The organism is Rubrobacter marinus (genome assembly GCF_011492965.1).
Taxonomy (GTDB): Bacteria; Actinomycetota; Rubrobacteria; order Rubrobacterales; family Rubrobacteraceae; genus Rubrobacter_F; species Rubrobacter_F marinus.
The window spans coordinates 254,235-278,440 of sequence record NZ_CP045121.1 but is presented as its reverse complement, the minus strand read 5'-3'; the positions used below and the strand labels follow the sequence as shown (position 1 = coordinate 278,440).

Here is a 24,206-nt window from a genome sequence, read left to right as displayed (position 1 = left end):
AGGGGTGCTCGGCCGCGGGAGGCTACTTCTTGCGCATGCCGGGCTCAAGGACCTTCTTGCGCAGGCGGATGGAGGCGGGGGTTATCTCCACGAGCTCGTCGCCGCCGATGTACTCCAGGGCGTCCTCCAGGCTCATCTTGCGCGGCGGCGTCAGGTTCAACGCGTCGTCGGCCCCGGCCGAGCGGACGTTCGTCAGCTTCTTGTTCTTGCACACGTTCACGTTCAGGTCCTGCTCGCGGGCGTGCTCGCCGACGACCATCCCGACGTAGACCTCGGTCGCCGGCGTGATAAAGAAGCTGCCGCGGTCCTGGAGCTTCCAGATGGAGTACGCGAAGGCGCTGCCGGCCTCCGACGCCACGAGAGAGCCGTTCTGGCGCGTCTTGAACTCGCCCGCCCACGGCGCGTAGCCGTCGAAGACGTGGTTCATGATCCCCGTCCCCTGCGTCATCGAGAGAAACTGCGTGCGGAACCCGAAGAGGGCGCGCGACGGGATCCTGAACTCGACCCGCGTCCGGCTCCCCTGCATCTCCATATTCAAGAGGTTCCCCCGGCGGCTGCTCAAGACCCCGATCACGCTAGATGCGAACTCCTCGGGCACGTCGATCACGAGGTGCTCCACCGGCTCGTGCTTCTTGCCGTCGATCTCGCGCGTGATGACCTCGGGCGCCGAGACCTGAACCTCGTACCCCTCCCGGCGCATCGTCTCCAGCAGGATGGAGAGGTGAAGCTCGCCCCTCCCCGAGACCTGGAACTCGTCGGGCTTGAGCTCCTCGACGCGCAGGGAGACGTTGGTCTGGACCTCGCGCCTCAGGCGGTCGGCGAGGTGGCGGCTCGTGACGTACTTGCCCTCCTTGCCGGCGAACGGCGAGGTGTTCGGCTGGAAGACCATGCTCACCGTCGGCTCGTCGACCGTGATGATCGGGAGCGCCTTCGGGTCCTCGAGGTCCGCCACCGTCTCCCCGATCTGGGCGTCCTCGATCCCCGAGAGCGCCACGATGTCGCCCGCGCCGACCTCCTCGGCCTCGATCCGCTTCAGCCCGAGGTGCGTGAACGGCTGCGCCACGCGCGTCCTCGTCATCGTGCCGTCCTTGTGGATCAGGTTGACCGACTCCCCGCGCCTGACCCTGCCGCGCCTGACGCGCCCGACCACGATTCGCCCCAGGTAGTCCGAGTAGTCCAGGTTCGCGACGACCATCTGGAACGGCTCCTCCAGCGCCACCTCGGGCGCCGGGATCTGCCACAGGATCGTCTCGAAGAGCTCCTGCATGTCGTCCTGCGGGTCGTCCAGGTCCCCGTAAGCCTTCCCCTCGCGCGCGACGGCGTACAGGATCGGGAAATCCAGCTGCTCGTCGGAGGCCCCGAGCTCGGCCATGAGGTCGAACGTCAGGTCCACGACCTCCTCGGGCCGGGCATCCTGCCGGTCGATCTTGTTGACCACGACGATCGGCTTGAGCCCGAGTTGAAGGGCCTTGCGCAAGACGAAGCGCGTCTGCGGCATCGGGCCCTCGGCCGCGTCCACGAGGAGGAGGCAGCCGTCGACCATCCCGAGGACGCGCTCGACCTCGCCGCCGAAGTCCGCGTGGCCCGGGGTGTCGACGATGTTGATCTTGACGCCCCCATACTCGACGGCGGTGTTCTTGGAGAGGATCGTGATGCCCCGCTCCCTCTCCAGGACGTTCGAGTCCATGGCGCGCTCGGCGATCTCCTGCCCGTGCCCGAGCTCCATGGTCTGCGTGAGCATCCCGTCCACGAGGGTCGTCTTCCCGTGGTCGACGTGCGCGATGATGGCAATGTTGCGGTATTCCATGAGAATCTCCTGACCCGATCCTTGCTGGTCCCTGGCGCCTTGCAAGACCGCGTGCGTCGGAATCAAGGCAATAGAAAAGGCCGCCCTATGCGACCGTACAAGGGATTATTCTACCGCACGATGTGCCGAGCATCGGCCTTCCGGGCATGTTTCTGCCGCTCCGAGAGGTCGCGGCCCCGGATCTTCTGCGCAACGAGCCACGAACGACCCCCGATCGGGCTCTCCGGGCCCGTATTTCGCCCCCAAAGCATTATCATTGCTCACGCCCATCCCATAACCCCGGAGGAAACGGTGAAACTCGTCGGCCCCATACTGGCGCTCGGAGCCCTCTACTTTCTTTTCGTCGCCAACGACGGCGCCCTGTTCTTGCAGCTCGTAGAACGCGTGACCACGGTGGTCACGGATCGCCTGGTGGAGTCCATCCAGCAATAGCCCGACCGGGATCGCTCGTACCGAACTCCTCCCCGCGCGTCCCTGCTTACGGACGATGCTCCGCTTCGGCCGCTCACGTGCCGAACTGCGAGCCGTAGCCCCCGGGGCTCCCGGGCCTCGAGCGCCGCTTCAGCGTCGCCGCCGCGCCGCCTCGGGCTCTCCGCGAGCGCCGTCGCGTTCGCCACCGCCTTCGCGGTGCCCGCCGCGAAGAGCTAGGGGGGCCTGCCCGGGCCACCTCAACATCTTGAGTACGTGAGAAATCGGGCTGTCCGGGGGGGCGGAAGTGTTCTACGCTATCCCGTCATGCAACCCAACGAGAACAACGTCGCGTTCGACCTGCAGGCCCGCAGGCACGGCAAGCACGGGTCCGACCGCGAAGCCCCGGAGACGAGAGACCGCACCATCGCCGAGCTCAAGAGCCAGGTGACCCACCTGCGCCGCGAGCTCTCCCGCAGGGACGACGTCCTGATGTTCCTCGCCGGGATGGTGGGGCCGAGCTCGGAGGCCGCGGCCCCGTCGCCCGAAGAGCCCCCGCAAGAGGAGAGGCCCGTCCCCCCGGCGCCCGCGGGCACGCGCGGGGGCGTCAGGACCCCGAGGAGAGGCCGGGGCGAGACGGAGAGGCCGGAGTGGCCGCCCCTGCCGGAGGGCTACCGGGTGGTCGCCACCGCCTCCGACGCCTGGGTGCTCGTGGCCAGGGGCTTCAGGGTCGCCGGCTACCGGGGCGTCCTGGACCCCGAAGAGGCGGCCCGCGACGCGTGGGAGCACCAGAAGGGCGTCCGCTAGGACGGGACCTCGGGAAGCCCACGGGGGATCTTCCATCGCGGGCGCGGCGTCTCTCCGAGCACTAGAATCCGCGGTATCTCGTCAAGCTACAAGGAGGGTCCCTTTCATGCGCGACAAGCCGCCGTTCCGTGCAGACCACGTCGGAAGCCTGCTGCGCCCGCCGGAGCTCTTGCGCGCCCGCGAAGACTTCGCCGCCGGGCGGATACCGGCCGAGGAGCTCAGGGGCATCGAGGACGACGCCATCCGCGACGTGGTGCGCAAGCAGGAGGAGGTGGGGCTCCGCTCCGCCACCGACGGCGAGTTCCGCCGCGCCTCCTGGCACATGGACTTCATGTACCAGCTGGACGGGATCGAGAAGGCCCCCAGCGACATGAAGGTCCGGTTCCACAACGCCGAGGGCGACATCGAGTTCACCCCCGCCGCCCTCGAGGTGAAGGGGAGGATCGGCCTCGAACGGGCCATCTTCGGCGAGGACTTCGAGTACCTCGAGTCCCTGACCGCGAACTCCACCACCCCGAAGCTCACCATCCCCTCCCCCAGCATGGTCCACTACCGCGGCGGACGCGCCGCCATAGACGAGAAGGTCTACCCCGACCTCGAAGCGTTCTGGGAGGACCTCACCGCCGCCTACGCCGAAGAGGTCCGCGCTCTGGGCTCTTTAGGCTGTGCCTACCTCCAGTTCGACGACACGAGCCTCGCCTACCTCAACGACCCGCGCCAGCGCGAGCACATCGTCTCCCTGGGCGGCGACGCCGAGCACCAGCACGAGACCTACATCCGCAACATAAACCGCGCGCTGGCCGGAAGGCCCGAGGGCATGTCCGTCACCACCCACATGTGCCGCGGCAACTTCCGCTCCTCCTGGGTCGCCGAGGGCGGCTACGACTTCGTCGCCGAGGCCCTCTTCAGCGAGCTCGACGTCGACGGCTTCTTCCTCGAGTACGACGACCCGCGTTCGGGGGGCTTCGAACCCCTACGCTTCGTCCCCGAGGGCAAGACCGTCGTCCTCGGCCTCGTCACCACCAAACACGGCGAGCTCGAATCCAAGGACACCCTCAAGCGCCGCATCGAAGAAGCAAGCCAGTTTGTCGACATAGGCCAGCTCTGCCTCTCCCCCCAGTGCGGCTTCTCCTCCACCGTCGAGGGCAACGCCCTCAGCCAGGAGCAGCAATGGGCCAAGCTCCGCCTGATCGTCGAGGTCGCCGAGGAGGTCTGGGGCTAAGGAGCCCACAGGGCTCTAGTAGCGTCGGCCCGTCTGGCGGCGGATGTCGAAGCGGGCACTGGAGGAGACGGCCATGACGGCCATCACGCCGCACTGCACGGGATCGCTGACGACGAGGTCGGCGGCGTCGGGGACGCTCCCGGCCATGTTCAGGGAGAGGACGATGATGCCCTTCTCGCGGACCTCGCGGACGGCCTGGGCGACGTCGCCGCCCATGAGGGCCCCGGCGAGGACGAGGGCCACGGCGCGCGGGAGGCGGGCGACGGCGCGGGCGGCGGCGGCGAGGTCCTCCTCGCCGACGAGCGGGATGGTGTCCACGGAGATCTTCTCCCCCCGGATGTTGTGGCGGTCGGCCTCGGCGACGGCGCCGACCACCACCTGCCCCACCTGGGCCCCGCCGCCGACGACGATGATCCTCTTGCCGTAGACCTTGGCGAAGGACGGCGCCCGTTCTACCTCGCGCACGACGGGCAGGGCCTTGAGGTCCCGGAGCAGCACCTCCGCGGCCTCCGAACCCGCCGAGACGTCCTCCAGCTCGAAGTAGACGGTCGAGTGCCTCTCGCGCCGCTCGGCGATGTCGACGTAGGTTATGTTCGCCCCGTGCTCGAAGATCACGCGGGTCAACTCGTGCAGGATGCCGGGCTCGTCGACGGTCCCGATCATGAGCGCCAGCGGCGCCGAACCTCCCTCCCCCCCGTCGAACCCGCTCACGGGCATTGCCCCATGACTATGTGGGAAGACGGAACAGATACTTTTATCGCACGGAACATCTCGCGGCTACCTCTCGCTCGGCCTGACGAAGGCGGATTCTACCCCCAAGAGCGGGACGGCGGAGCCAGGCTTCTATGCCCACCCCCGGCGCCCTCTGGACGGACGACGCAGGCGACACGTCCCTGCGCGGCGATGTCCTGGGCCCACGCGGTAGAGCAGCCTGGCTACCGATCCCTCGTCGCTCCCCCATCAGCGATGGGCTCGCGAGGGACGACTTGTCGTCCCCGCCCGGGCTCTCGGGACCCGCTCCCTCGCCTTCGGGCGCCTCCCCCCCTGCACCGGGGAACTCCCGGGCTCGTTTCTCCGCCGGATGAAAACAAGGGTTGCGGGGAGCCGCCCGTACCCGCATCGATCCGCGTCGTGCGGCCCTAACCTTCCTTGCGCACGAAGCGTACCCCGGGGAGGCCCTCGAAGTCCGCATCCTGGGTCCATAGTGTCGCCCCCCAGGCCCTGGCGGTCGTCAGGATCACGGCGTCGGCCATCGGCAGCTTCAACTCGTGCGCCGTCCTCGCCGCGTCGAGCGCCAGCTCCGCCCCCAGGTCCACGAGCTCGCCGCGCTGCATCGCGGCCACGACCCTCAGGGCGTCATCCTCGCCGCCGGACTCCCGCAGGAGGCGCTTGAAAACCTCGTAGATGCTTATCGTCGGTACCACGAGCGAGGAGGCGTCCTCGACCGCAGCCTCGAAGAAGTCCGCGTTGGGCCCGTCTGCGAAGTACTCGAGCCACCCCGACGAGTCCACGACGTTCCTGCCGGAGGCCTCGCTCACAGCTCCCGATCCGCTTCTCGCCCGACCTCGGGGTCGAGGCCGCGCAAGAAGCCGCGCATCTCCCTCACCGGCTTCATGGGTACCAACTCGATCCGCCCGCGATAGCGTATAACCGCCACTTCCTGACCCGGAACGAGCTTCAGCCCCTCGCGCACCGAACGCGGTATAACGATCTGGTACTTCGGGGATAATTTTACGGTTTCCATTTTTTCTTCCTGTCGATACCTTGGTTGTAGTACAGGTTAGTAGTCTATGGCATGGCTGTATGCCCCGCTACAGAGGACTTTTGCGAGGACTCGTCTTGCGGATTGCTCTGTCGACGACTTCGATCGGCCGATGCGGGTCGTATGCGTCCGATCTCCGATCGAGTGCCTGCAGAGCCCTACGAAGAAGGGCTGTCGTCGCCCCGTGTCCCCTAGCGATCGCGAGGACGAGGTAGGACGGCGGCAGAGCCTCCCCCGTGGACCTAGCGCCTCCCCCTGGGCGGGTGGACCACGTAGACGACGCGCCCCTGCACGGCCACGTCCTCGGCGGGCACCACGAGGTCCTCGTGCTCTCCGTTCTCGGGCCTGAGCCTCAGGGTCTCGCCGGCCTCGTCCCTCTCGCGGTAGAGCCGCTTGACGGTCACCTCCTCGCCGCCCCTGATGAGCGCCGCCACCACCGTCCCGTCCGGCGGGTCCTCGTCCTCCTCGACGACCAGGAGGTCCCCGTCGGCGATGTGCGCCCCGATCATGGACTGGCCTACCACCCTGAGGAGGTAGCGCGGCCTCCCGGAGCGCGAGCCGAGAAGCTCCGCGGCCAGCGAGTAGGCCTCGTCCCCCACCTCCACGGCCTCCAAGCCCCGCCCGGCGGCGATCCTGCCGAGGAGCGGCATCTCGCCCGCCGCCTCCCAGCCCTTCCGGGTGAGGCGGATGCCGCGCGCACGCCTCGACGCGCCCTCCCGCTCGACGTAGCCGGCCTCCTCCAGCTTCTTGAGGTGCTTGTGCGCCGTCTGCGAGCTCCTCAAGCCCACGGCCTCCCCCACCTCGCGCACGCTCGGCGCCCCCTCGCCCCTCGCCGCCACCCGAGCCAGGTGCCGGAGCATCTCCATCCGCGTCTTCCAGTTCTCGGGCACCACCGCACACCCCCGTCGCCAAGGACCTCGCGACGGCACTCTAGCCCATAACACCCTGGACCGCAAACTACGGTTTGTGGTAGCGTGGATGCGGAGAACATAGAAGACGTAGAAGAGGAGCGCCCCCACCCCGGGCCTCGCGAACCGGCCGGCGGCCAACCAGGAACGGTCTGCGAGGGTATTGGGAAGATGAGGACGCCCGTCCCTCGGATTGTACCCGGAGGGGACGGGCTTCCCACCCCTTCCTACCCCAGAGGCGGCTGGCTCCTCCCTTGTGGAAGGGGAGAGATGGAGGGAGTCGGCGTCTCGGAGATACACCGTTACCCCGCGCGGCCGGAGGGGTTCGAGGAGCCCCTGTTCCCGACCCGCGCGTCCAGGAGGGCGGTCGCGGAGCACCTGCTGCGCGCGCCGTGGCTCTGCAGGGCGTCGGAGGTGGAGAGGCCCGGCTGGGGCGGCGAGACGGTTCGTGCCCTCGACGAGAGCGTCGAGGTGGAGCACCGCCGGGGGCGCGAGCTCGTCGTCGTGCGTCGTCCCCGGGGCCGCGGGAGGTGGCGGGGGGAGGCGAGGGTGGTGGAGACCCTGGCCCGCTGGCGGGAGGTCGGCGGGTGGTGGGCGAGGGGGCGAGGGACAGGATGGTCGTGCGCGTGCTCCTCTCGGACGGGGCGGTCGTGGATCTCGCGCGGCAAGACGGCGCGTGGTCCCTCGTGGGGACCGCGGACTGAGCGGCCGGTCCCCCGGGGCAGACCCCGGGGGCTTCGCGCACCTGCACGTGAGGAGCGGCTTCTCGTACGGCTACGGGGTGGCGACGCCGGAGGAGCTCGTGGGGGCGGCGGCGGAGATGGGGATGCGCTCCCTGGCGCTCACGGACCAGAACGGGCTCTACGGCGTGCCGAGGTTCTTGAGGGCCGCGACGGTGGGCGGCGTTCGGGCGGTGGTGGGCGCCGAAGTAAGCGTGGGCTTCCGGGGGCTGCTGGGGCACGTGGTCCTGCTGGCGGAGGGGATGGAGGGCTACCGGAGCCTCTGCCGCCTCGTCACGCGTTACAGGTGCTCCTCGGCCGAGAGGCGACGTCCCGTCTGCTCGCTCGATGACCTGCTCGGGCACGCCGGGGGCTGGTGTGCCTGACGGGGGCGATCCCCTTCGGACTCGTCCCGCGCTCGTCCTGTCGGGGAGGGCCGGGGAGGCCCAAGGGGTGGTCCGCGCGCTCCGCGAGGCGTTCGACGACGGCCGCCTCTACGTGGAGCTGTCGGACGACGGCACCGCCGGGGGCCGGAGGAGGGTCGGGAGGGTCGCGGCGTTCGCGGGCGAGGAGGGGCTGGCGACCCTGGCGACGAACGAGGTCGCGTACCTGAGGCCCGCGGACCACCGGCTGCACGAGACCCTCGTCGCCGCCTCGGCCCTCTCGCGGCTGCCCGGCCCGGAGTACAGGCCGACGGACCGTCTGTACCTCAGATCCCCGGGGGTGATGGCGAGGGTCTTCGAGGACCGCCCGGAGGCCCTGAAGGCGGCGGCCGCGGTGGCGGAGAGGTGCGCGGGCGCCGTGAAGCTCTCGGGGGAGGTCCACGTGCCCGGCGTCCGGCCCGCGCCCGGGGTCTCGCCGGAGGGAGAGCTGCGCCGGCTCGCGGAGGTAGGCGTCCTGAGGAGGTACGGCAGGAGGCCGGGGGGGGAGGTGCGGGCGAGGCTGAAGAAGGAGCTCGAGTGCATAGAGAAGCTCGGGTTCGCGTCGTACTTTCTGCTGGCCCACGAGGCGGCGGGGATCGCCCGGGACAGGGAGGTCCCGGTGACGGGGCGGGGGAGCGTCGCGAACTCGCTCGTGTCGTACTGCCTCGGGCTCACGAGCCCGGAGCCCTTCTCCCACAGGCTCCTCTTCGAGAGGTTCATGCACGAGGGGCGGAGGGACCCGCCGGACATAGACCTGGACCTCGACTCGGAGGGGCGGGACGGGGTCAGGGACGAGCTGATGCGGAGGTACGAGGGCAGCGGCGCCGCGGTGGCCGCCACGGCGAACACCCTCTCGTTGCGCGGGGCCGTCAGGGTGGCGGCGAGGGCGCTCGGGTTCTCCCCGGCGGAGACGAACGAGCTGTCGCGCCACGTGCCCGCGAGGGTGCGGGACCGCGACGCGCTCGTCCGTCCGATCCGGGGCTGGGAGAGGGCGCTCCGGGAGCCGGCGATGCGCGACCATCCCCTGCAGGACCGGGAGAGGTACGGGCTCCTCATGGAGCTCGCCGCGAGGCTCTACGGCAGGCTGTGGCAGGCGGGGACCCACAACGGCGGCGCGGTCTTCGGCAGCGGCGGGCGCCACCTCTCGGAGCTCCTGCCGCTGGAGCCCTCCGGGAGGGAGGGGCTCTTGAGGGCGCAGTACGATAAGGACGACCTGGAGTACGTGGGGATTCCGAAGCTGGATCTCCTGGGCCTGAAGATGCATACGGCCCTGCGCAAGGCCGGGGAGCTCGTCTCGGAGAAGCTCGGCAGGAAGATAAACCCGCTCGCCCCGCCGCCGGACGACGGGGCGACGTACGCGCTGATCCGGACCGGCAGAAACGCCGGGATGTTCCAGCTCGAATCCCCGGGCCAGATGAACCTCTCGACGCGCCTCAAGCCGCGGCGCCTGCGCGACCTCGTCGCCCAGATCAGCCTCTTCCGCCCCGGCCCGATGAGGGGCGACCTCGTCACCCCCTACGTGAGGCGCAAGAACGGCCTGGAGCCGTACTCGGTCCCGCTGCCGGAGCTCGCGGAGGTCCTGAAGCCGACGTACGGCGTCATGGTCTTCCAGGAGCAGGTGCTGGAGATCTCTCACAAGGTTGCGGGCTTCTCCCTGGCCGAGGGCGACCTCGTCCGCCGCGCCATGACCCGCGAGAGGGGCCCGGGGGCGATGCTGGCCCTGAGGGAGGAGTTCGTGGGGCGGGCCGTGGCCCGGGGCGTCCCTGAAGCGAAAGCGGAGGAGGTCTTCTCGTGGATGGAGGGCTTCAGCGTCTACGGCTTCTCGGCGGCGCACGGGGCCTCGTTCGCCGAGCTCTCCTACGCGAGCGCGTACATGAGGGTTCACCACCCGGCCGAGTTCTTCTGCGGCCTCCTGAACAGCCAGCCCATGGGCTTCTACAGCCCGCGCACCCTGCTCAACGAGGCCCGCAGGATCGGCCTGGGGGTGCTGCCGCCGGACGTCCACCTCTCGGGGGAGGGCTTCACGGTCGAGGGGGACGGGGCGGCGCTGAGGGTCGGCCTCTCCTACTCCAGGGGCCTCTCCCGGGCGGCCGTGTCTTCCATCCTCTCGGAGCGCTCCGGGCGTCCCTTCGCCTCCGTCGCGGACCTGTACCGGAGGACCGCGGTGGAGAAGGACTCGCTGGAGACGCTTGCGAGGGCGGGTTTTCTGGACGCCCTGACGGGCCCGAACGGGCGGGCGGGGGCGCTGGAGGCGGCGAAAGAGTTGCCGGAGAAGCGCGGCAGGCGCGAGAGCCAGCCGGAGCTGCCGATGCCGCACCCGGCGAGCTGGTGGGCGGCGAGGGAGGGTCGGGGCGTCAGGCGCCTACCGGTCTCCGGGACGGCCCGGGAGGGGATGGAGTGGGAGGCGCTCTCCCTGAACGTCTCGCGCCATCCCCTCTCGCCCTACCGCGAGGCTCTAAAAGACCTCGGCGTCCTGTCCGGCAGAGAAGTGCTACGGCTGCCCCACGGGACGCGGGCGCGCGCAGCAGGCCTGATCGAGTGCCTCCAGAGCCCGCCGACGAAGAGCGGCCACCCCGTGTACTTTCTGGTGATCGAGGACGAGGCGGGCCTCCTCCAGACCACGATCTTCCGCTCCGTCTACGAGAGGTTCGGCCACCTCCTCCACCGCGAGGGGGCGTTTCTCCTGGATGGCAGGGTAGAGAGGACCGACGCTCGGGGCTTCGCCTTCCTGGTGCAGAGGATAGGGAGCCTGCGGGAGGCCCTGAAGGGGAGCATACCGTCGCCGAGGGTCTCCCCCTCCCCCGGCGCGTTCCTGAGGGCGGGGAGACGCGGCAGGAGGACCGGTTAGCCTCCGCCACGACACGAAAGTGGTAAACATGCTTCGTCCGGTGGCGACGAGACGGAACAGGGGAGGCAACGGTGAGCGAAGGGGCGCAGAAGGCCGAGGCACGCGAGTACCGGTTCGACGACGACGGCCGCATCCCGAACAACCCGAAGCTGCCGCTGCTCTACTATCCGGGGCGCTCGGGGGCCGGAGCGCTCCCCGTCCCGGTGCAGGGAGATCCTCGCCGAGAACGGCTGGGGGGGCGCATGGGTGAACGGGGTCTTCCCCTACCACCACTACCACTCGACCTCCCACGAGGTCCTGTGCGTGCTCGGCGGGAGCGCGAGCATCGCCTTCGGCGGCCCGAGGGCGAGGTAGTCGAGGTCCGGGCCGGCGACGTGGTGGTGATCCCGGCCGGGGTGGGGCACAAGAACGAGGGCTCCAGCGGCGACTTCTCCGTGCTCGGGGCCTACCCGCGCGGCCAGGAGTCCTACGACCTCAGAACCGGCGAGGAGGGCGAACGCCCCGAGGTCCTGGAGAATATCCGCAGCGTCCCCCTGCCGGACGCCGACCCCCTGCACGGCTCGCAGGGACCGCTCGTCGAGCGTTGGAGCCGCCAGACTACCTAGGAGGTGGGAGGACTCCTCCCCGGGGGAGCGGAACACGCCCCTGGCGCCCGAGGGTCTACAGGCGCTCCGATTCGACGCTCTTCCCTATTTACTTACTGATAGGTAAGTGGTACGATGCCGGTATCGTGGAGAAGGGACATGGACAGAGGGGCGGGGCTCGGGGCACCCGGGAGCGGGCCATGGACGTCGCCGAGGCGAGGCTGGCGGGGGTGGGGTACCTGGGGGTCTCGCTGGAGGAGGTCGCCCGGGAGGTCGGGGTGAGCAAGCCCGCGCTGTACTACCACTTCCCTGGGGGCAAGGAGCAGCTCTTCGTGGAGATCGCGCACCGCGCCCTCAAGCAGCACCGGGAGGGGTTGGAGCGCGCCATCTCCTCGGCAGGAACCACCGGGGAGGAGAAGCTCAGGGCGGCGGCGCGCTGGCTTATGGCGGAGCGCGACCCCAGGCAGCCCATGGACGAGCTCCGCGACGTCGCGAAGTTCGTGCACGAGCAGCACCGGGCGGGGCTGGGCGAGGGCTTCTCGCGGGCCCTGTACGGCCCGATACGGCGTGTGATCTCCTCCGCCATCGAATCGGGAGAGCTCCGCGACAACGACCCGGACTTCCTGACCTGGTCGTTCCTGAGCCTCTCCTCCGGTCTGATGGAGATCGAGCACACGCCCCCAAACTCCCCCATCCTCCCCGAGGACGGCGCGGACCTCCCGGACCGGATGGTCGACCTCTTCCTGGGGGGCGCCCGCGCATGAGACGGGGGCTTGTTTTTTGGACCAGCAACTTACTTATCGGTAGGTTTGTAAACGCCGGTAGAGGAGGTGTCGGTCATGGGACGTTGATCCTGCGGGGCGAGAAGTTCGGGGACCGTCGGGCGGCTTCGGGGCCGGGGGACGGTCGAATCGACGAGGGCGAGAGGAGAGATCGATGACTACTTCGGGCAGACGGGTTCTGGCGGTCGCCGCCGGGGCGTTGGCGGCGGCCGGCGCGGTCGGGGCGTTCCGCAGGATCTCGGCGGTAGGTGAGGTCGGGGCGCTCCGCCGGGAGGGTTCGGCGGAGCCCAGCGGCGTCTACGAGGCGCACGGCTTCGTGCGGCGCAGCGTCCGGACGCCGGTGGGAGAGATGGTCTACCACGAGGCCGGCGAGGGCGCGCCGCTCGTGTTCGTGCACGGGGTAGGGGGCGGCGCCTCTTCCTGGATCTGGAGCAAGGTCGCGCCCGCCTTCGTGGGTCGGTACCGGGTGGTAGTGCCCGACCTGGTCGGCTGGGGCGAATCGGAGCACCCGCGGCGCCTCCTGATGTTCGACGACTACGTGGCCGGGCTCGGGGCGCTGCTCGGGGAGGCCGTGGGGGAGCCGGCCGTGGTCGTGGCCCAGTCCCTCGCCGCCGGCTTCTCCGCAAGACTGGCGAGGACGGACCCGGGCTCCGTCGCGGGCCTCGTGATGATGTCCCCCTCGGGCGGCAAGGACTTCGGCCGGGACTCCTTCGGGCCGCTGGCGCGCTACACCCTCACGCCGGTCGCCCGCAGCCGTCCGGTGAACCTGTTGCTCTACCGGCTCGTCTTCCACAGCCGCTCCTTTATACGCTCGTGGCTCGTCTCGCAGGGGTTCTACGATCCCGGCGCCGTCAGCCGCGAGGTCGTGGACGGCTTTCTGTGGTCGGCGAGGAAGCCGGGGGCCGCGTACTCGGCGCTCCCCTTCCTCACCGGGGACCTCAGGTACGACTTCGCCCCGTACGTGCGCGACCTTTCGGTGCCGGCGGCCATGATCTGGGGCTCCGAGGAGCGCCAGGTAGGGGTGGAGAACGGCCGGAGGCTCGCCGCGCTCAACCCGGACGTTCCGCTGACGTTCATCAACCGGGCGCGCGCCACGCCCGAGCTCGAGCTACCCGCCCAGACGGTAGCGGCGATCGAGGCCTCCCTGCGGGGCCTCTCCGCGAGGCAGAGGGAGGAGGTAGGGAGGACGTGAGGAGAGACGCAAGGGGCGGCCTGACGAGCGTCGTCCCGGAGGCGAGCCGGGGGGAGACGCGGTCGCTGCTCGAGGAGCTGCGCCGGGCGCTGGCCGAATCCCGGGACGGCGGGGAGGCGGCCCTGAAGCTGGGGCCCGACGACCTGCGGAGCTTGTGCTCGCGGGCGGGGGTCGAGGGCGACGCGGTCGCAGCGTTCAGATCCCTCGTGCGCTCCAACCTCGTCCGGCTGCGCGGGCGCTGGCGGGAGGGGCCTCCGGCGAGACGTCCCCGTGTACGTCGTCCGCGTCGTGGGCGGGGGCGGGTAGTGGCCCGGGTTCGGAGACGGGGCCCGCAACGCAGGGGATCGGGGCGGCGCAACGCCCCGGTCGTTCCCCAGAGGGAGGCGGCGGAGGATGAGCAACGGGACGAGGGCGGACGTGGCGCGGCAGGCGGCCAACGTCGCGGGGCGCTGTTTCAGGTCGGGGTGACGGCCGCCGCGGCGTCCGCGATCCAGGAGCAGACCGGCCGCAGCACCCCCCTGATAGAGCCGGCCCTCTACGCGTTCGGGATATGGGGTTTGATCTTCGCCCTCTCCCTGGCCTACGCCGTCTACGCGGCGCTGCCCTCGAAGCGCACGGATCCGGTGCTGCGGCGCGTCGGGTGGCCCACGGCGGCGGCGTTCTTCGGCATCGGCATGTGGTCGGTCTTCGTCCCCGCCGGACAGCTCCTCCTCGCCCTGGCGATGCTCTCGCTCGCCTTCGCGCTCTTGCTCGTGGCCTACCTCCGCCTCGCCCGCTCCGACCGCAGCGCTCTGAGCGCGGCCGAACGCTGGATCGTCGCCCCGACGGTCGGCATCTACCTCGGCTGGTTGACGGCGGCCAACGTCGTCAGCGTGGACTCCGAGGCCGTCCGCTTCGGCCTCGTGGAAGGAGGAGGCACCGGCGAGGCCCTGCTGGGCTCCGTTCTTCTGCTGGCCGGTAGCGCGTTGGCGGCCGCGATCGCCGCCGCCGGCAAGTCGGGGCCGGCGCAGGGCTACGGGGCCTACGCCGCCACCGTGCTCTGGGCGCTCGTCGGGGTCGTCGTCGGCCAGTACGACGCCTCGTTCCTGACAACCGTCGCCGCGACGGTCTCCATCGTGGTCGTCGCGCTTGTCGTCCTCGGCGCGCCGGGCGGGGGCCGCCCGTCCCCCGTCGGGACCGCGCGCTCCGGGGCCGTCTAGTGGGCGACAACTGATGGATCTCGGGAGAGGAGAAGAACGGATGGAGCAGAAGATGCGGGCTCTCGGCTTCCGCCGCTACGGACCGCCGGAGGTGCTGGAGCCGACGGAGGTACCGAAGCCCCGTCCCGCCGACGACGGCGTCCTGATAAGGGTCGCGGCGGCGGGCGTCAACCCCGCCGACTGGCGTCTGCGCAGCGGGCAACTCCGCCTCGCGGTGAGGCTGAAGATGCCGTTCGTGCCGGGCTCGGACGTCGCGGGGGTAGTCGAGGCCGTCGGGCCCGCCGTCACGCGTCTCCGGCCCGGCGACGCCGTCTACGCCATGCTGCCCAACACGGCCGGGGGCGGGTACGCCGAGTACGCGGCCGTCGCCGAGCGGGACGTGGCGAGGGTCCCACCCGGCCTCTCGCTCGCGCAGGCGGCCGGCGTGCCGCTGGCCGCGCTCACCGCCCTGCAGGCGCTCAGGGACAGGGCGAACCTCCGGTCCGGCGACCGCGTGCTCGTCAACGGCGCGTCCGGGGGCGTGGGGACCTTCGCCGTCCAGATCGCCGCCGCGATGGGGGGCCGCGTCACAGGGGCGGCGAGCGGCCGGAACGCCGAGCTCGTGCGCAGCCTCGGGGCGAAGGAGGTGCTCGACTATGCCCGCGAGGACGTCCTCGCCGGGGGCGAGCGCTACGACGCCGTCTTCGACGCCGCCAACGTCCTCTCTTTCCGGGCGGTCCGCAAGGCGTTGCGGCCGGACGGGGTCTTCGTCACCGTCAACCCGGTGATCGGGAAGCTCTCTCCGCGCTGGCTGGCCCGTCTCAGGGGCGGCCGGCGCATGGAGTCCATCCTCGTCAGGCCGGGCGGGGAAGATCTGGAGACGGTGGGACGCTGGATCTCCGGGGGTCTCGTGAAGCCCGTGATCGACCGCTCCTACGGGCTGGCCGAGGCGGCCGAGGCGCAACGTTACAGCGCGGAGGGGAGGGCCCGCGGCAAGATCTTGCTCGTCGTGGACGAGGGGCTCGCGGAGGAGTCGGTCTCCGGCGAGAGCCGCCGAAGCGTGCGTTGGGAGGGCCAGGGGCCGCGCGTAGAATCCTTGTGGGAGGAAGCATGATCCAGACCAGAGCACACCCGGAGGTGGCGAGCGTATGAGCGCACGGTTCGACGCGAAGAACGGGGCCGGACCGGCGATCCTGGCCGAGGGTCTCGTCCGCAGGTTCGGGGAGAACGTCGCGGTGAGCGGCGTCGACCTGGCGGTGGAGCCCGGCGAGATCTACGGCTTCCTCGGTCCGAACGGCGCCGGCAAGACCACGACCGTCCGCATGCTCGTCACGCTGCTGGCCCCGACTGCCGGGCGCGCCTCGGTCGCGGGCCGGGACGTCGTCGCCGACCCCGGCGCGGTGAGGCTCCGCATCGGGGTCGCGTTGCAGGAGGCGGCGCTCGACGCCAAGCAGACCGGCCGGGAGATCCTGCGCCTCCAGGGCCGCCTCTACGGCCTCAAGAGGCGCGAGATCGACCGCAGGTTGGAGGACCTCGGGGACCTGATCGACCTCGGCGACGCCCTCGACCGGCGCGTGGGCGGCTACTCCGGCGGGATGCGCCGCCGCCTCGACCTCGCCGCGGCCCTCGTCCACAACCCGCAGGTGCTCTTCCTCGACGAGCCGACGACCGGCCTCGACCCGGTCAGCCGCGCGAAGGTGTGGGAGGAGGTCCGCCGCCTCAACGACGAGCTCGGCGTCACCATCTTCCTGACGACCCAGTACCTCGAGGAGGCCGACCGCCTCGCCGACCGGGTCGGCATCATCTCGGGCGGGAGCATCGTCGCGGAGGGCACGCCGGAGGACCTCAAGCGCTCGGTCGGCCAGGACCTCGTGGTCGTCAGCACGCGCGCCAACGGCTCCGGGGGCCTCCGGAACGGGACGGTAGACCGGCTGCGCGGGCTCGCGGGGGTGGACCGGGTAGAAGCGCGCGACGGCGAGCTGACCGTCGCGACGAACGACGGTTCGCGGATCGTCGGCCCGGTCGCGGCGGCGCTCGAGGATTCGGGGATATCCGTGGAGCGGCTCACCCTGCGCACCCCGACCCTCGACGACGTGTTCCTGGAGGTAACCGGCAACCACATGAGCCCCGACGAGGAGGGAGAGCGATGAGCGTCAAGAGCGCTGCTACGGTCAGCGGAGGAAGCTCGAAGAATCGCATAGGCGCGCGCCCGGCCGGTTTCTGGCGGGACCTCTGGAGCGTCGCCGGGAGGGCGCTGCGCGCCATCCCGCGCGAGCCCGAGGCGCTGGTGCCGGCCCTGATCATCCCTCTGTTCTTTTTTATAGTCAACGTCGGCTCCCTCTCGGACATCTCCCAGTTCACCGGGGTGGGGGACTTCAAGGCGTTCCAGATCCCCGTCGCCATCGTCTTCGCCGTGACCGGCGTCTCGCGCGCCTCGGCGCTCGTCACGGACATCCAGTCCGGCTACTTCGACCGGTTGCTGGTCTCTCCGATCAGCCGCTCCAGCCTGCTCCTCGGGCTGATGGTCGCCGACCTCGTCCTCGTCGTCGCCCTCTGCCTGCCCGTGCTGGCCCTGGGCTTCGCCCTCGGCGTCGGCTTCGAGACCGGACCCCTGGGCGTGCTCGCGTTCCTCCTCCTCGCGGGCCTCTGGGGGCTCGCGTTCACCGGGTTCCCGTACGCGATAGCCCTGCGCACCGGCAACCCGGCGGCCGTCAACTCGTCGTTTCTGCTCTTCTTCCCGTTCGCGTTCCTGACGACGACCTTCCTGCCGCAGGAGGCGCTCACGGGCTGGCTCGCCACCGTCGCGGACTACAACCCCGTCACCTACCTGCTCGCGGGCCTGCGGTCCCTGATCTCCGCCGGCTGGGTCCCCTCGGACCTCGCCCCGGCCTTCGCCGCGGTCGCGGCGGTGGGCGCCGTCTCCTTCGCCCTCGCCTTCTCCGCCCTGCGCGCCAGGGTCCAGAGCAACTGACCGTGGGCCCCGACGCCACCGGCAAGGGACCCGACCGCCGGCGGGACCGGGAGGATACGAGAGCGTCGTGACCAACGCGGAGATCGCACGAGCCTTCCAGGAGAAGGGGTGGGAGATACGCTACAGGGGCGGCAACGCGATCTGCTCGACCCCGAGCGACATGGAGATGATAGTCGCGGATGCACCCGTCTCCGTCTCCTCCGAAGCCCCACAGAGGCTCTCTATCGCCGCCTGGCCGGCCCCGGACGGTCCCGACGGCGAGCCCCGTCCGCCGGTCTTCGACCTCTACGACGTCGACAGAGACCTCGAGGTGAGGGTCCGCCGCATACCCACCCCCGAGCAGGCGGCGCGACTCCTCGAAGGGCGCGGCGCGGGGGAACCTGCTACGGAACCCCGGGAAGGGGTGTAACGATCTCGCTACCGGCCGCGTCTATCCTTTCAGACCGGGCTGGCAAAAATTACCCCCCTCCTAAAAGCCCAGCCCGGATCTTCGTTTGCGGCCATCAGAGCTCCGGGTACACCCCCCGCGAACCCCACCGAACAGGAGCAGCCCGATGCCCACGACGAGGATAAGCCTGGACCTTGCGCCAGGATGGCACGGAAAGATAAACCCGCCGCGGGTCATACCCACGAGCGTCCACGGGGTGCTCGACTACGCGGCCAGCGGCTTCAACCTCGCCGTCCCGAGCATAATGGGGCTGAAAGACTCGCCGGCCGCTTCGCGCATGCCCCGCATCGTCGGCGGCGCGGGCACCGTGTACAGCCTCCTGACGGACTACGAGCTCGGGCTCGTCAGGAGGATCCCCATGCCCGTACACCTGGCCCTCGACGCCGCCAAGGGCGCCCTGCTCGCCTCCTCGCCGTGGCTCTTCGGCTTCGCCGGCAAGGGCACCCGCTACTGGCTGCCGCACGTCGCCCTCGGGACCGCGGACGTGCTGGCGGCGCTGACGAGCAGGAAGTACCCCTCCTAAGACACACCAGAGTCCAGGCCGAGCAGCACCGGCGTCTGCCCCTCCCGACGCGCCGGTATCCGGAAAGAGCCACGCGGTCGGGGGCCGCCCCGCCGGAACGCATCGCGCCCCCCGGACTTTGTGGTCCGGGGGGCGCGACGTGTTGGTCTGCGTTGGTTAGGTGTCTACGGCAGAAGCTTGGAGGTGATGGTCCACCCACCGGACTCCTGGGCCTTCATCGCGAGCGCCGTGGTGATACCGATGAGGCTGCCGGTGATCGCCAGGTTCACGTTGCCGAGAACGTTGACGGTCCTTATAAGCTTCTGGGCCTGCTCGGGCGTCTCGGCGGCGGGCGTGCTCCCGTCCTCGATCGGCACCGCGCCGTCCGGGGCCTGGTTGGCGAGCCTGTAACCGCTTATCACGCTGGCGAGGCCGCTCACGGCCCCCGAGATGTACAGGAAGTCCTTGATGCGGGAGAGGTTCTCGGCGTCCTTGCCGATCGAACGGCCCGAGAGGGCGGCGCGGCCGGCGAACCAGCTCGCCGTTGCGAACCCGAAGGACAGGACGTTGACGGCGTTGTAGCGGTTCCAGGTCTTGTTCAGGACCCTACCGCGATCCGCCTTGGAAGACTCGATGTACTTCAAGCTGGGGTTCATGGCCGTCCTGCCGAAGAGCAAGCCCCCAAAGCTGGCCGAGAGACCCAGATCGTGCGCGACCCAGGCTGCCGTGGATAGTTTCGCCATCGTTTTCCTCCTCTAACTACTCGCTATCAGATGTCTTTCGACTCGATTCCGAGCTTCTTCCCCCACAACTGGTCCTCGCAAACGGAAAACGCGGAACGAGCCCCCGCGCGGACGAAAAAATCCAACATTTTGTGCCTCATGGGGGTCATAAACCGCCATCTTGGGTGTATGATCTTTTTGTTACGGGTACCGGCGCCCATTACCCCCTCCTAGCGCCGGCACTCGACCATTCGCGGGAGCCAGTCGGCTCCCCCTGCGCGTCGAAAGGGCTCATGGACGTCGCCGACGTCTCCCGGACCGGGGGTGCGCGGGAAACGCCCGCTCTCGGGGCGCCAGGAAGAGGCCGGTAGGGGCACCCCCTGCCCGGCGGCTCGGCCCGCGACGAGCGTCGTACCTCGTGGCACGGACCGCGCGTCACAGGGACGAGGCGACCCAGGCCACCGCCGCGTACCGCAGGCCCTTCCCGAGCGTCACCCAGAACAGGAAGGACCTCGGGCCATCCCCGTCGCTCCGGCGAGGGCGACCAGCGCATCGCCCACCACCGGCAGGGACGAGATCAGCAACGCTGATCCCCCGTAGCGGCGGAGCACCAGCGCCGCCCGTTCCTCCCCTCTTGCGAGCCCGCGCCGACGGACGAACGCCTCGGCCGTCCTGCGGCCGATCCAGTACGTGGTGCAGGAGCCGAGCACGTTCCCCACCGTAGCCACCAGCACGGGCGCGAGGATCTCGCCGCGGGCAGCGACCACGGCGACCAGCGTCGCCTCCGAACCCAGGGGCAGCACGGTCGCGGCCAGAAAGCTCAGAACGAAAAGCCCCGCGTAGGGGAGCACGCCCGGCCAAACCTCCTCGTCTAGATCTTCGACGAACTCGCCCGACTCTTCGAGCCGAGAGCGTAACCGATGCGGCCGCCAAGATCCGGACGCCACCTGCCGAGATCCCCGCCGCGCCTTCGCTTCTCCTCCCCCTGCTTGCGCTGCCCGTACGGGGTCGTGCCAGCGGCTTGTACACCGCCAGCACCGCCGCCGCGAGCAACGTTACGAGGGCGAGCGCGGCTGCAAGATCCCGCTCAGCAGCGAGGCGAGGGCCAGGGGGAAGAGGACGGACTGGGCGGCCGGCTCGATCTCGCAGGAGTCGACTCGATCCCGCCGTTCGCGCCGCGGGCCGTACGCGGCTCCGCGGCGCGGACGGCTTGCCAGGAGCTCGTAGTATGCGCCGGGGTCTCGCCTAGCCCTCGGGGTACCACTCCTCGCGCCACCGGCGCATCTCGGAGATCTCGCGCTCCTGGGCGGAGACTATGTCCTGCGCTACCCGGCGTATCTCCGGGTCCTCGCTCTCCTCGAGGGCGACGTTGGCCATCGCGATCGCCGACTCGTGGTGCGGCGTCATGGCGTCCATGAAGGCCTTGTCGAAGGGGCGTTCTTCGGCGAGGGCCTGCGGGTCCTCCGACATGCCCATCATCCCCTCCATCTCCTCCTGAGACATGCTCGTGGTGGTCGCGCCGCCGAGCTCCTCGCGCATCTGGCCGAGAAGCTGTATCTCCGCCCGCTGGGAGTCGACGATGTTCTGCGCGAGCGTTCGTATCTCCTCGTGCTCGGCGTTGTCGAGGGCGACCTCGGCCATCTCCACGGCCCCCTCGTGGTGCGGGATCATCGAGTCTACGAACGCGGCGTCCGAGTACTCCCCGTTCGGAGCCACGATCCGGCGGGCCATCTCCTCCGGGCTCGACGAGCCGTCGTCCATACCCTGCATGCCACCGGTGGTGCCGCCCATGTCCATGCCGGACATCCCGCCGCCGGTCGTCTCCGGAGCGGCCTGCTCGGAGGCCTGGGTGCTCGCGCCGGATCCTCCGCCGGAGCCCCCGCAGGAGGCGAGCGCCAGCGCGGCCGCGAACAGCAGCCCGGGCAGCCCGAGCCTTCTCGAAACCTTCACGTACATCTCCTCTATTTCGGTGCGATCTGCTGCGTCCATCCGCGCCCCCGTTCGGGGGCCGTAGCAGACGTCCTACAGCCGGAACACCTGCAGGAGCGGGGGCGTGGGGCCGCGCGGCGGGCGGAGGAATAGAGGCAGAAAGACGCGCCAGAAGAGGCGGGGAGCGACGGCGAGGCCCCGCGCCGGAAACCGGCCCAGAAACAGCGCGAGCGCCGTCCCGAGCAAGACGACGAACAGGGCGGCGGCGTAGTCCGCGTGGGCCAGCGAGGCCTCGTGGTGTTTCGCGTGGTGGTCCTCGGCGGACGACCCCGCCGCCGAGACGTGATGTCCGCCCGCGCCCTGCCCGGCCGGCTGCGAGGGGGACTGGTGCAGGGCGCCCAGGGCCCCGTGGCACAGGAGCAGCGCGACGGTCAGGAGGGCGGCGACGAGCCTGTCCCTCCCGGCCACGGGGCCTCCGTACCCCGCTGTGCGCTTGCCATTCACGGGAGACGTTCTACCATCCGTTCGCACCCCTCCGCCGACCGTCGCTCAGTGGTTGTGGTGTTCCTCTCGATCCCCGTGCCCGCCGTGCCGCCCGTGGTACTGGTGGACGACGGCGTGTCCCCGGCCGCGCGCGATAAGGTAGCGGTTCACCGGGAAGGCCACGACAAAGGCCACGGCCAGGGCGAAGGCGAGGCTCCCCCAGAACAGGGGGCTCGTGAGCCCGGCCTCCATCGCGCCCGGGATCATGAGCATGACCGCGTTGTCCACGATCTCCATCACCGTTATCGAGAGCGTGTCCGAGGCGAACGCCAGGGGCAGCACCGCGCTCAGGGCGAGCCCCGACCTCACGAGCGGCAGCATCGTCAGCGCGTACCCGAAGAAGAAGGCGAGCACGACGGCCAGCGCGATGGTGGCGGCGTTGCTCCACCCGAGCGCCGATCCTATTACCATCCCCAGGACCTCGCCTATGGCGCATCCCGTGAGGCAGTGTCCCGTCGCACTGAACGCGAGCCTGTTGAGCGAAGCCCCGTGTTCCATGATCTTCCTCCCCTGGCCTAAGCCTTTACCTCGTAGCCGGCCTCCTCGATGGCGCCCTCGAGCTCGTCGGTGCCGACCCTGCCCTCGTCGTAGGAGACCTCGACGGTCCCCCTCTCGAAGTCCGCGTTCGAGCGCCGGACCCCGGGGAGCTTCCCCAGCTCCCCCTCGACGGCGGCCTTGCAGTGCCCGCAGCTCATGCCCTCCACGTTGAACGTCTTCTCGGTCATCTTTTCTCCTCTCTTCGGGGTCGCCAACGTCTATCTCTCGCGGAGCCCGGTTTGTATGCCGTCCCTGGGGCGCAGCGTGATCGAGGGCTGCGGCACCGGTGGCCGCCCGGAGACGAGCTCCAGCCGGAACCTCCGCGCCACCGTCGCGAGGAGGAGCAGGGCCTCCATCTTCGCGAAGCCGTTGCCGATGCACAGCCTAGGGCCGCCGCCGAAGGGGAAGTAGGCGTAAGGGGGCAGGCCCTCCGTGGAGCCGTTCGTCCAGCGGTCCGGATCGAAGGCCTCGGGGTCGCGGAAGAACCGCTCGTCGCGCTGGATCACGTACTGGCTGATGAACATCTGCGTCCCTTTGGGGACCCGGTAGCCCCCGATCTCGCAGTCCCCGATCGCCTCGCGGCCGACGGCCCACGCCGGCGGGTAGAGGCGCATGGACTCCTTCATAACCGCGTCGGCGTAGCGCAGGCGGGGCAGGTCCTCCACGGCCGGGGCGCGCCCGCCGAGCACCTCCTCGAGCTCCGCCGAGAGCCTGGCCTCAGCCTCCGGGTGCGCCCCCAGGAGGTACCACGTCCAAGACAGGGCTATGGCGGTGGTCTCGTGCCCGGCGAGGATGATGGTCATCGCCTCGTCCCTGAGCTGCCGGTCGCTCATCCCCTCGCCGTCCTCGTCCTCCGCGCGGAGCAGCATCGACAACAGGTCCCCGGCATCCGCGCCGCTCCTCCGCCGCTCCTGCACGAGGGCGTGGATGAGCCCGTCGAGCCGGCGGGTCGCCCTGCGGTAGGCGAGGTTGCCGGGGGTGGGGAGGCTCTCGGGGAGCATCCTCAGAAACACGCTGCTGCCCTGGCCCGAGGAGCGCGCCATGATCGCGTTCATCGACCTGCCAACCCCCTCGGCCTCCCGGGAGATGTCCGTGTCGAAGAGGGTCTTGGCGACGATCTCGAGGGTCAGGCGCATCATCTCCGCGTGTACGTCGCGCGTCTCGCCGTCGCGCCAGCCGTCCAGCATCCGCTCCGTGAAAGCGACCATCGTCTCGCCGAACGCCTCCACGCGGCGGCGGTGGAAGGCGGGCTGGGCGAGCCGCCTCTGGCGCCGCCAGGAGTCGCCCTCGTTGACCAGCAGGCCGTCGCCGAGGATGCGGAGCTCCGCGCGGGTGTAGCGGTCCCGGACGAAGTTGCGGTTGTTCTTCACCAGCACGCTCTCGACGCCGTTGGGGTGCGAGATCAGGTACGCCGGCGGCCCCGGGAACCCGAGCCGGACGACGTCGCCGTACTCGCGGGCGCAGCGCGTCAGAAACCCCAGAGGGTCGCGCGAGTAGGCCAGGAGGTTCCCGACCACGGGCCGTCCCTTTGGTCCGGGGGGCAGGCTTCGCGTCGAAGTCGTGGCGGTCGCCATCTCCCCTACACCCTCAGGAAGCGTTCGATGGCGCCCATGAGCTCTTCCATCTTCTCGTCGGCGCCCTCGCCGTCCTCTATCGCCCCGCGCACGCAGTGCTCCGTGTGGTCCTTCAAGAGCAGGAGCGCCACCTTCTCGCTCGCCGAGACGATGCTCCCGAGCTGCGTGAGGACGTCGACGCAGTACGCCTCCTCCTCGACCATCCTCTGCACGCCCCGCACCTGCCCCTCGATGCGCCTGAGCCTGTTCTGGATCTTCTCCTTGTCCCTCGCCTTGATGTAGCCGTGACGGGCATGCCCCCCGGCCTGCTTCGCCCCTGCTCCACGCTTCCTCCCTCCTGG

Annotated in this window: 27 protein-coding genes; 14 read left to right on the top strand and 13 right to left on the bottom strand. The window is 70.1% G+C overall.

The genetic code is table 11. The features are described from left to right. Positions 1–22: 22 nt before the first annotated feature. The gene (gene typA / locus GBA65_RS01530; protein ID WP_166395075.1) at positions 23–1,807 is read right to left on the bottom strand and encodes a translational GTPase TypA; all 1,785 of its coding nucleotides are present in this window, start codon (positions 1,805–1,807) and stop codon (positions 23–25) included. A gap of 291 nt (positions 1,808–2,098) precedes the next feature. Between typA and GBA65_RS01525 the strand changes: the two genes are divergently transcribed. From GBA65_RS01525 to GBA65_RS01515, 3 genes are all read left to right on the top strand, one after another. Further along, positions 2,099–2,239, top strand: coding sequence for a hypothetical protein (locus tag GBA65_RS01525; protein ID WP_166395074.1), 141 nt, complete (start codon positions 2,099–2,101; stop codon positions 2,237–2,239). A 303-nt stretch (positions 2,240–2,542) separates the two neighbouring features. Continuing rightward, a complete protein-coding gene (locus GBA65_RS01520; RefSeq protein ID WP_166395073.1) occupies positions 2,543–3,022 on the top strand; it encodes a hypothetical protein in 480 nt (159 codons plus the stop codon). Between the two features lie 106 nt (positions 3,023–3,128). Beyond that, positions 3,129–4,244, top strand: coding sequence for a 5-methyltetrahydropteroyltriglutamate--homocysteine S-methyltransferase (locus GBA65_RS01515; protein ID WP_166395072.1), 1,116 nt, complete (start codon positions 3,129–3,131; stop codon positions 4,242–4,244). Positions 4,245–4,259: 15 nt separating this feature from the next. On the opposite strand, the gene GBA65_RS01510 is transcribed toward GBA65_RS01515, so the two are convergent. The 4 genes from GBA65_RS01510 to lexA form a co-directional block, all read right to left on the bottom strand. Then, positions 4,260–4,907, bottom strand: coding sequence for a DUF5612 domain-containing protein (locus GBA65_RS01510; RefSeq protein ID WP_407691129.1), 648 nt, complete (start codon positions 4,905–4,907; stop codon positions 4,260–4,262). 476 nt (positions 4,908–5,383) lie between these two features. Further along, positions 5,384–5,782, bottom strand: a complete 399-nt coding sequence (locus GBA65_RS01505) for a type II toxin-antitoxin system VapC family toxin (protein WP_166395070.1) — start codon at positions 5,780–5,782, stop codon at positions 5,384–5,386. After that, on the bottom strand, positions 5,779–5,988 hold the full coding sequence (locus tag GBA65_RS01500) for an AbrB/MazE/SpoVT family DNA-binding domain-containing protein (protein WP_166395069.1): 210 nt from the start codon (positions 5,986–5,988) through the stop codon (positions 5,779–5,781). The genes GBA65_RS01505 and GBA65_RS01500 overlap by 4 nt, the downstream gene beginning before the upstream one ends. Positions 5,989–6,248: 260 nt before the next feature. Further along, positions 6,249–6,872 (bottom strand): transcriptional repressor LexA, encoded by a 624-nt coding sequence (lexA, locus tag GBA65_RS01495; RefSeq protein ID WP_207956051.1) that lies wholly within the window; start codon positions 6,870–6,872, stop codon positions 6,249–6,251. Positions 6,873–7,590: 718 nt separating this feature from the next. On the opposite strand from lexA, the gene GBA65_RS01490 reads away from it, so the two are divergent. From GBA65_RS01490 to GBA65_RS01440, 11 genes are all read left to right on the top strand, one after another. Next, entirely contained in the window at positions 7,591–8,019 is a 429-nt protein-coding gene (locus tag GBA65_RS01490) for a PHP domain-containing protein (protein WP_166395067.1), read from the top strand. Positions 8,020–8,086: 67 nt separating this feature from the next. Continuing rightward, positions 8,087–10,903, top strand: a complete 2,817-nt coding sequence (gene dnaE / locus GBA65_RS01485) for a DNA polymerase III subunit alpha (RefSeq protein ID WP_166395066.1) — start codon at positions 8,087–8,089, stop codon at positions 10,901–10,903. A 71-nt stretch (positions 10,904–10,974) separates the two neighbouring features. After that, on the top strand, positions 10,975–11,508 hold the full coding sequence (locus GBA65_RS01480; protein ID WP_207956050.1) for a hypothetical protein: 534 nt from the start codon (positions 10,975–10,977) through the stop codon (positions 11,506–11,508). A gap of 125 nt (positions 11,509–11,633) precedes the next feature. Next, complete coding sequence (locus GBA65_RS01475) at positions 11,634–12,251, top strand: TetR/AcrR family transcriptional regulator (RefSeq protein ID WP_207956049.1); 618 nt, start codon at positions 11,634–11,636, stop codon at positions 12,249–12,251. A 172-nt stretch (positions 12,252–12,423) separates the two neighbouring features. Next, the gene (locus tag GBA65_RS01470) at positions 12,424–13,461 is read left to right on the top strand and encodes an alpha/beta fold hydrolase (protein ID WP_166395065.1); all 1,038 of its coding nucleotides are present in this window, start codon (positions 12,424–12,426) and stop codon (positions 13,459–13,461) included. After that, a complete protein-coding gene (locus GBA65_RS01465; protein WP_166395064.1) occupies positions 13,458–14,660 on the top strand; it encodes a hypothetical protein in 1,203 nt (400 codons plus the stop codon). Before GBA65_RS01470 ends, GBA65_RS01465 begins: the two co-directional genes overlap by 4 nt. A 40-nt stretch (positions 14,661–14,700) precedes the next feature. Then, complete coding sequence (locus GBA65_RS01460; RefSeq protein WP_207956048.1) at positions 14,701–15,753, top strand: NAD(P)-dependent alcohol dehydrogenase; 1,053 nt, start codon at positions 14,701–14,703, stop codon at positions 15,751–15,753. A gap of 34 nt (positions 15,754–15,787) precedes the next feature. After that, positions 15,788–16,789 carry an ATP-binding cassette domain-containing protein gene (locus GBA65_RS01455; protein ID WP_166395063.1) on the top strand — a complete coding sequence of 334 codons (1,002 nt, stop codon included), beginning with the start codon at positions 15,788–15,790 and terminating at the stop codon, positions 16,787–16,789. After that, complete coding sequence (locus GBA65_RS01450; RefSeq protein ID WP_166395062.1) at positions 16,786–17,610, top strand: ABC transporter permease; 825 nt, start codon at positions 16,786–16,788, stop codon at positions 17,608–17,610. Before GBA65_RS01455 ends, GBA65_RS01450 begins: the two co-directional genes overlap by 4 nt. 67 nt (positions 17,611–17,677) lie before the next feature. Then, a complete protein-coding gene (locus GBA65_RS01445) occupies positions 17,678–18,019 on the top strand; it encodes a hypothetical protein (RefSeq protein WP_166395061.1) in 342 nt (113 codons plus the stop codon). A 145-nt stretch (positions 18,020–18,164) separates the two neighbouring features. Continuing rightward, positions 18,165–18,581: an SPW repeat domain-containing protein gene (locus tag GBA65_RS01440; RefSeq protein ID WP_207956047.1), complete on the top strand. Its 417-nt coding sequence runs from the start codon at positions 18,165–18,167 to the stop codon at positions 18,579–18,581. A 164-nt stretch (positions 18,582–18,745) separates the two neighbouring features. Here the strand turns inward: GBA65_RS01440 and GBA65_RS01435 are convergent, their stop codons facing one another. The 8 genes from GBA65_RS01435 to GBA65_RS01400 form a co-directional block, all read right to left on the bottom strand. Then, complete coding sequence (locus GBA65_RS01435) at positions 18,746–19,303, bottom strand: hypothetical protein (RefSeq protein ID WP_166395060.1); 558 nt, start codon at positions 19,301–19,303, stop codon at positions 18,746–18,748. Positions 19,304–19,773: 470 nt separating this feature from the next. Beyond that, on the bottom strand, positions 19,774–20,133 hold the full coding sequence (locus GBA65_RS01430) for a YqaA family protein (protein ID WP_207956046.1): 360 nt from the start codon (positions 20,131–20,133) through the stop codon (positions 19,774–19,776). Positions 20,134–20,527: 394 nt separating this feature from the next. Next, entirely contained in the window at positions 20,528–21,232 is a 705-nt protein-coding gene (locus GBA65_RS01425; RefSeq protein WP_166395059.1) for a DUF305 domain-containing protein, read from the bottom strand. A gap of 72 nt (positions 21,233–21,304) precedes the next feature. After that, positions 21,305–21,679, bottom strand: a complete 375-nt coding sequence (locus GBA65_RS01420) for a hypothetical protein (protein ID WP_166395058.1) — start codon at positions 21,677–21,679, stop codon at positions 21,305–21,307. Positions 21,680–21,760: 81 nt separating this feature from the next. Further along, positions 21,761–22,252 carry a DUF4396 domain-containing protein gene (locus tag GBA65_RS01415; RefSeq protein ID WP_166395057.1) on the bottom strand — a complete coding sequence of 164 codons (492 nt, stop codon included), beginning with the start codon at positions 22,250–22,252 and terminating at the stop codon, positions 21,761–21,763. Positions 22,253–22,269: 17 nt separating this feature from the next. After that, complete coding sequence (locus GBA65_RS01410; protein ID WP_166395056.1) at positions 22,270–22,479, bottom strand: copper ion binding protein; 210 nt, start codon at positions 22,477–22,479, stop codon at positions 22,270–22,272. A 30-nt stretch (positions 22,480–22,509) separates the two neighbouring features. Further along, the gene (locus tag GBA65_RS01405; RefSeq protein ID WP_207956045.1) at positions 22,510–23,808 is read right to left on the bottom strand and encodes a cytochrome P450; all 1,299 of its coding nucleotides are present in this window, start codon (positions 23,806–23,808) and stop codon (positions 22,510–22,512) included. Positions 23,809–23,870: 62 nt separating this feature from the next. Further along, positions 23,871–24,143, bottom strand: coding sequence for a metal-sensitive transcriptional regulator (locus GBA65_RS01400; RefSeq protein WP_166398273.1), 273 nt, complete (start codon positions 24,141–24,143; stop codon positions 23,871–23,873). Positions 24,144–24,206 lie beyond the last annotated feature (63 nt).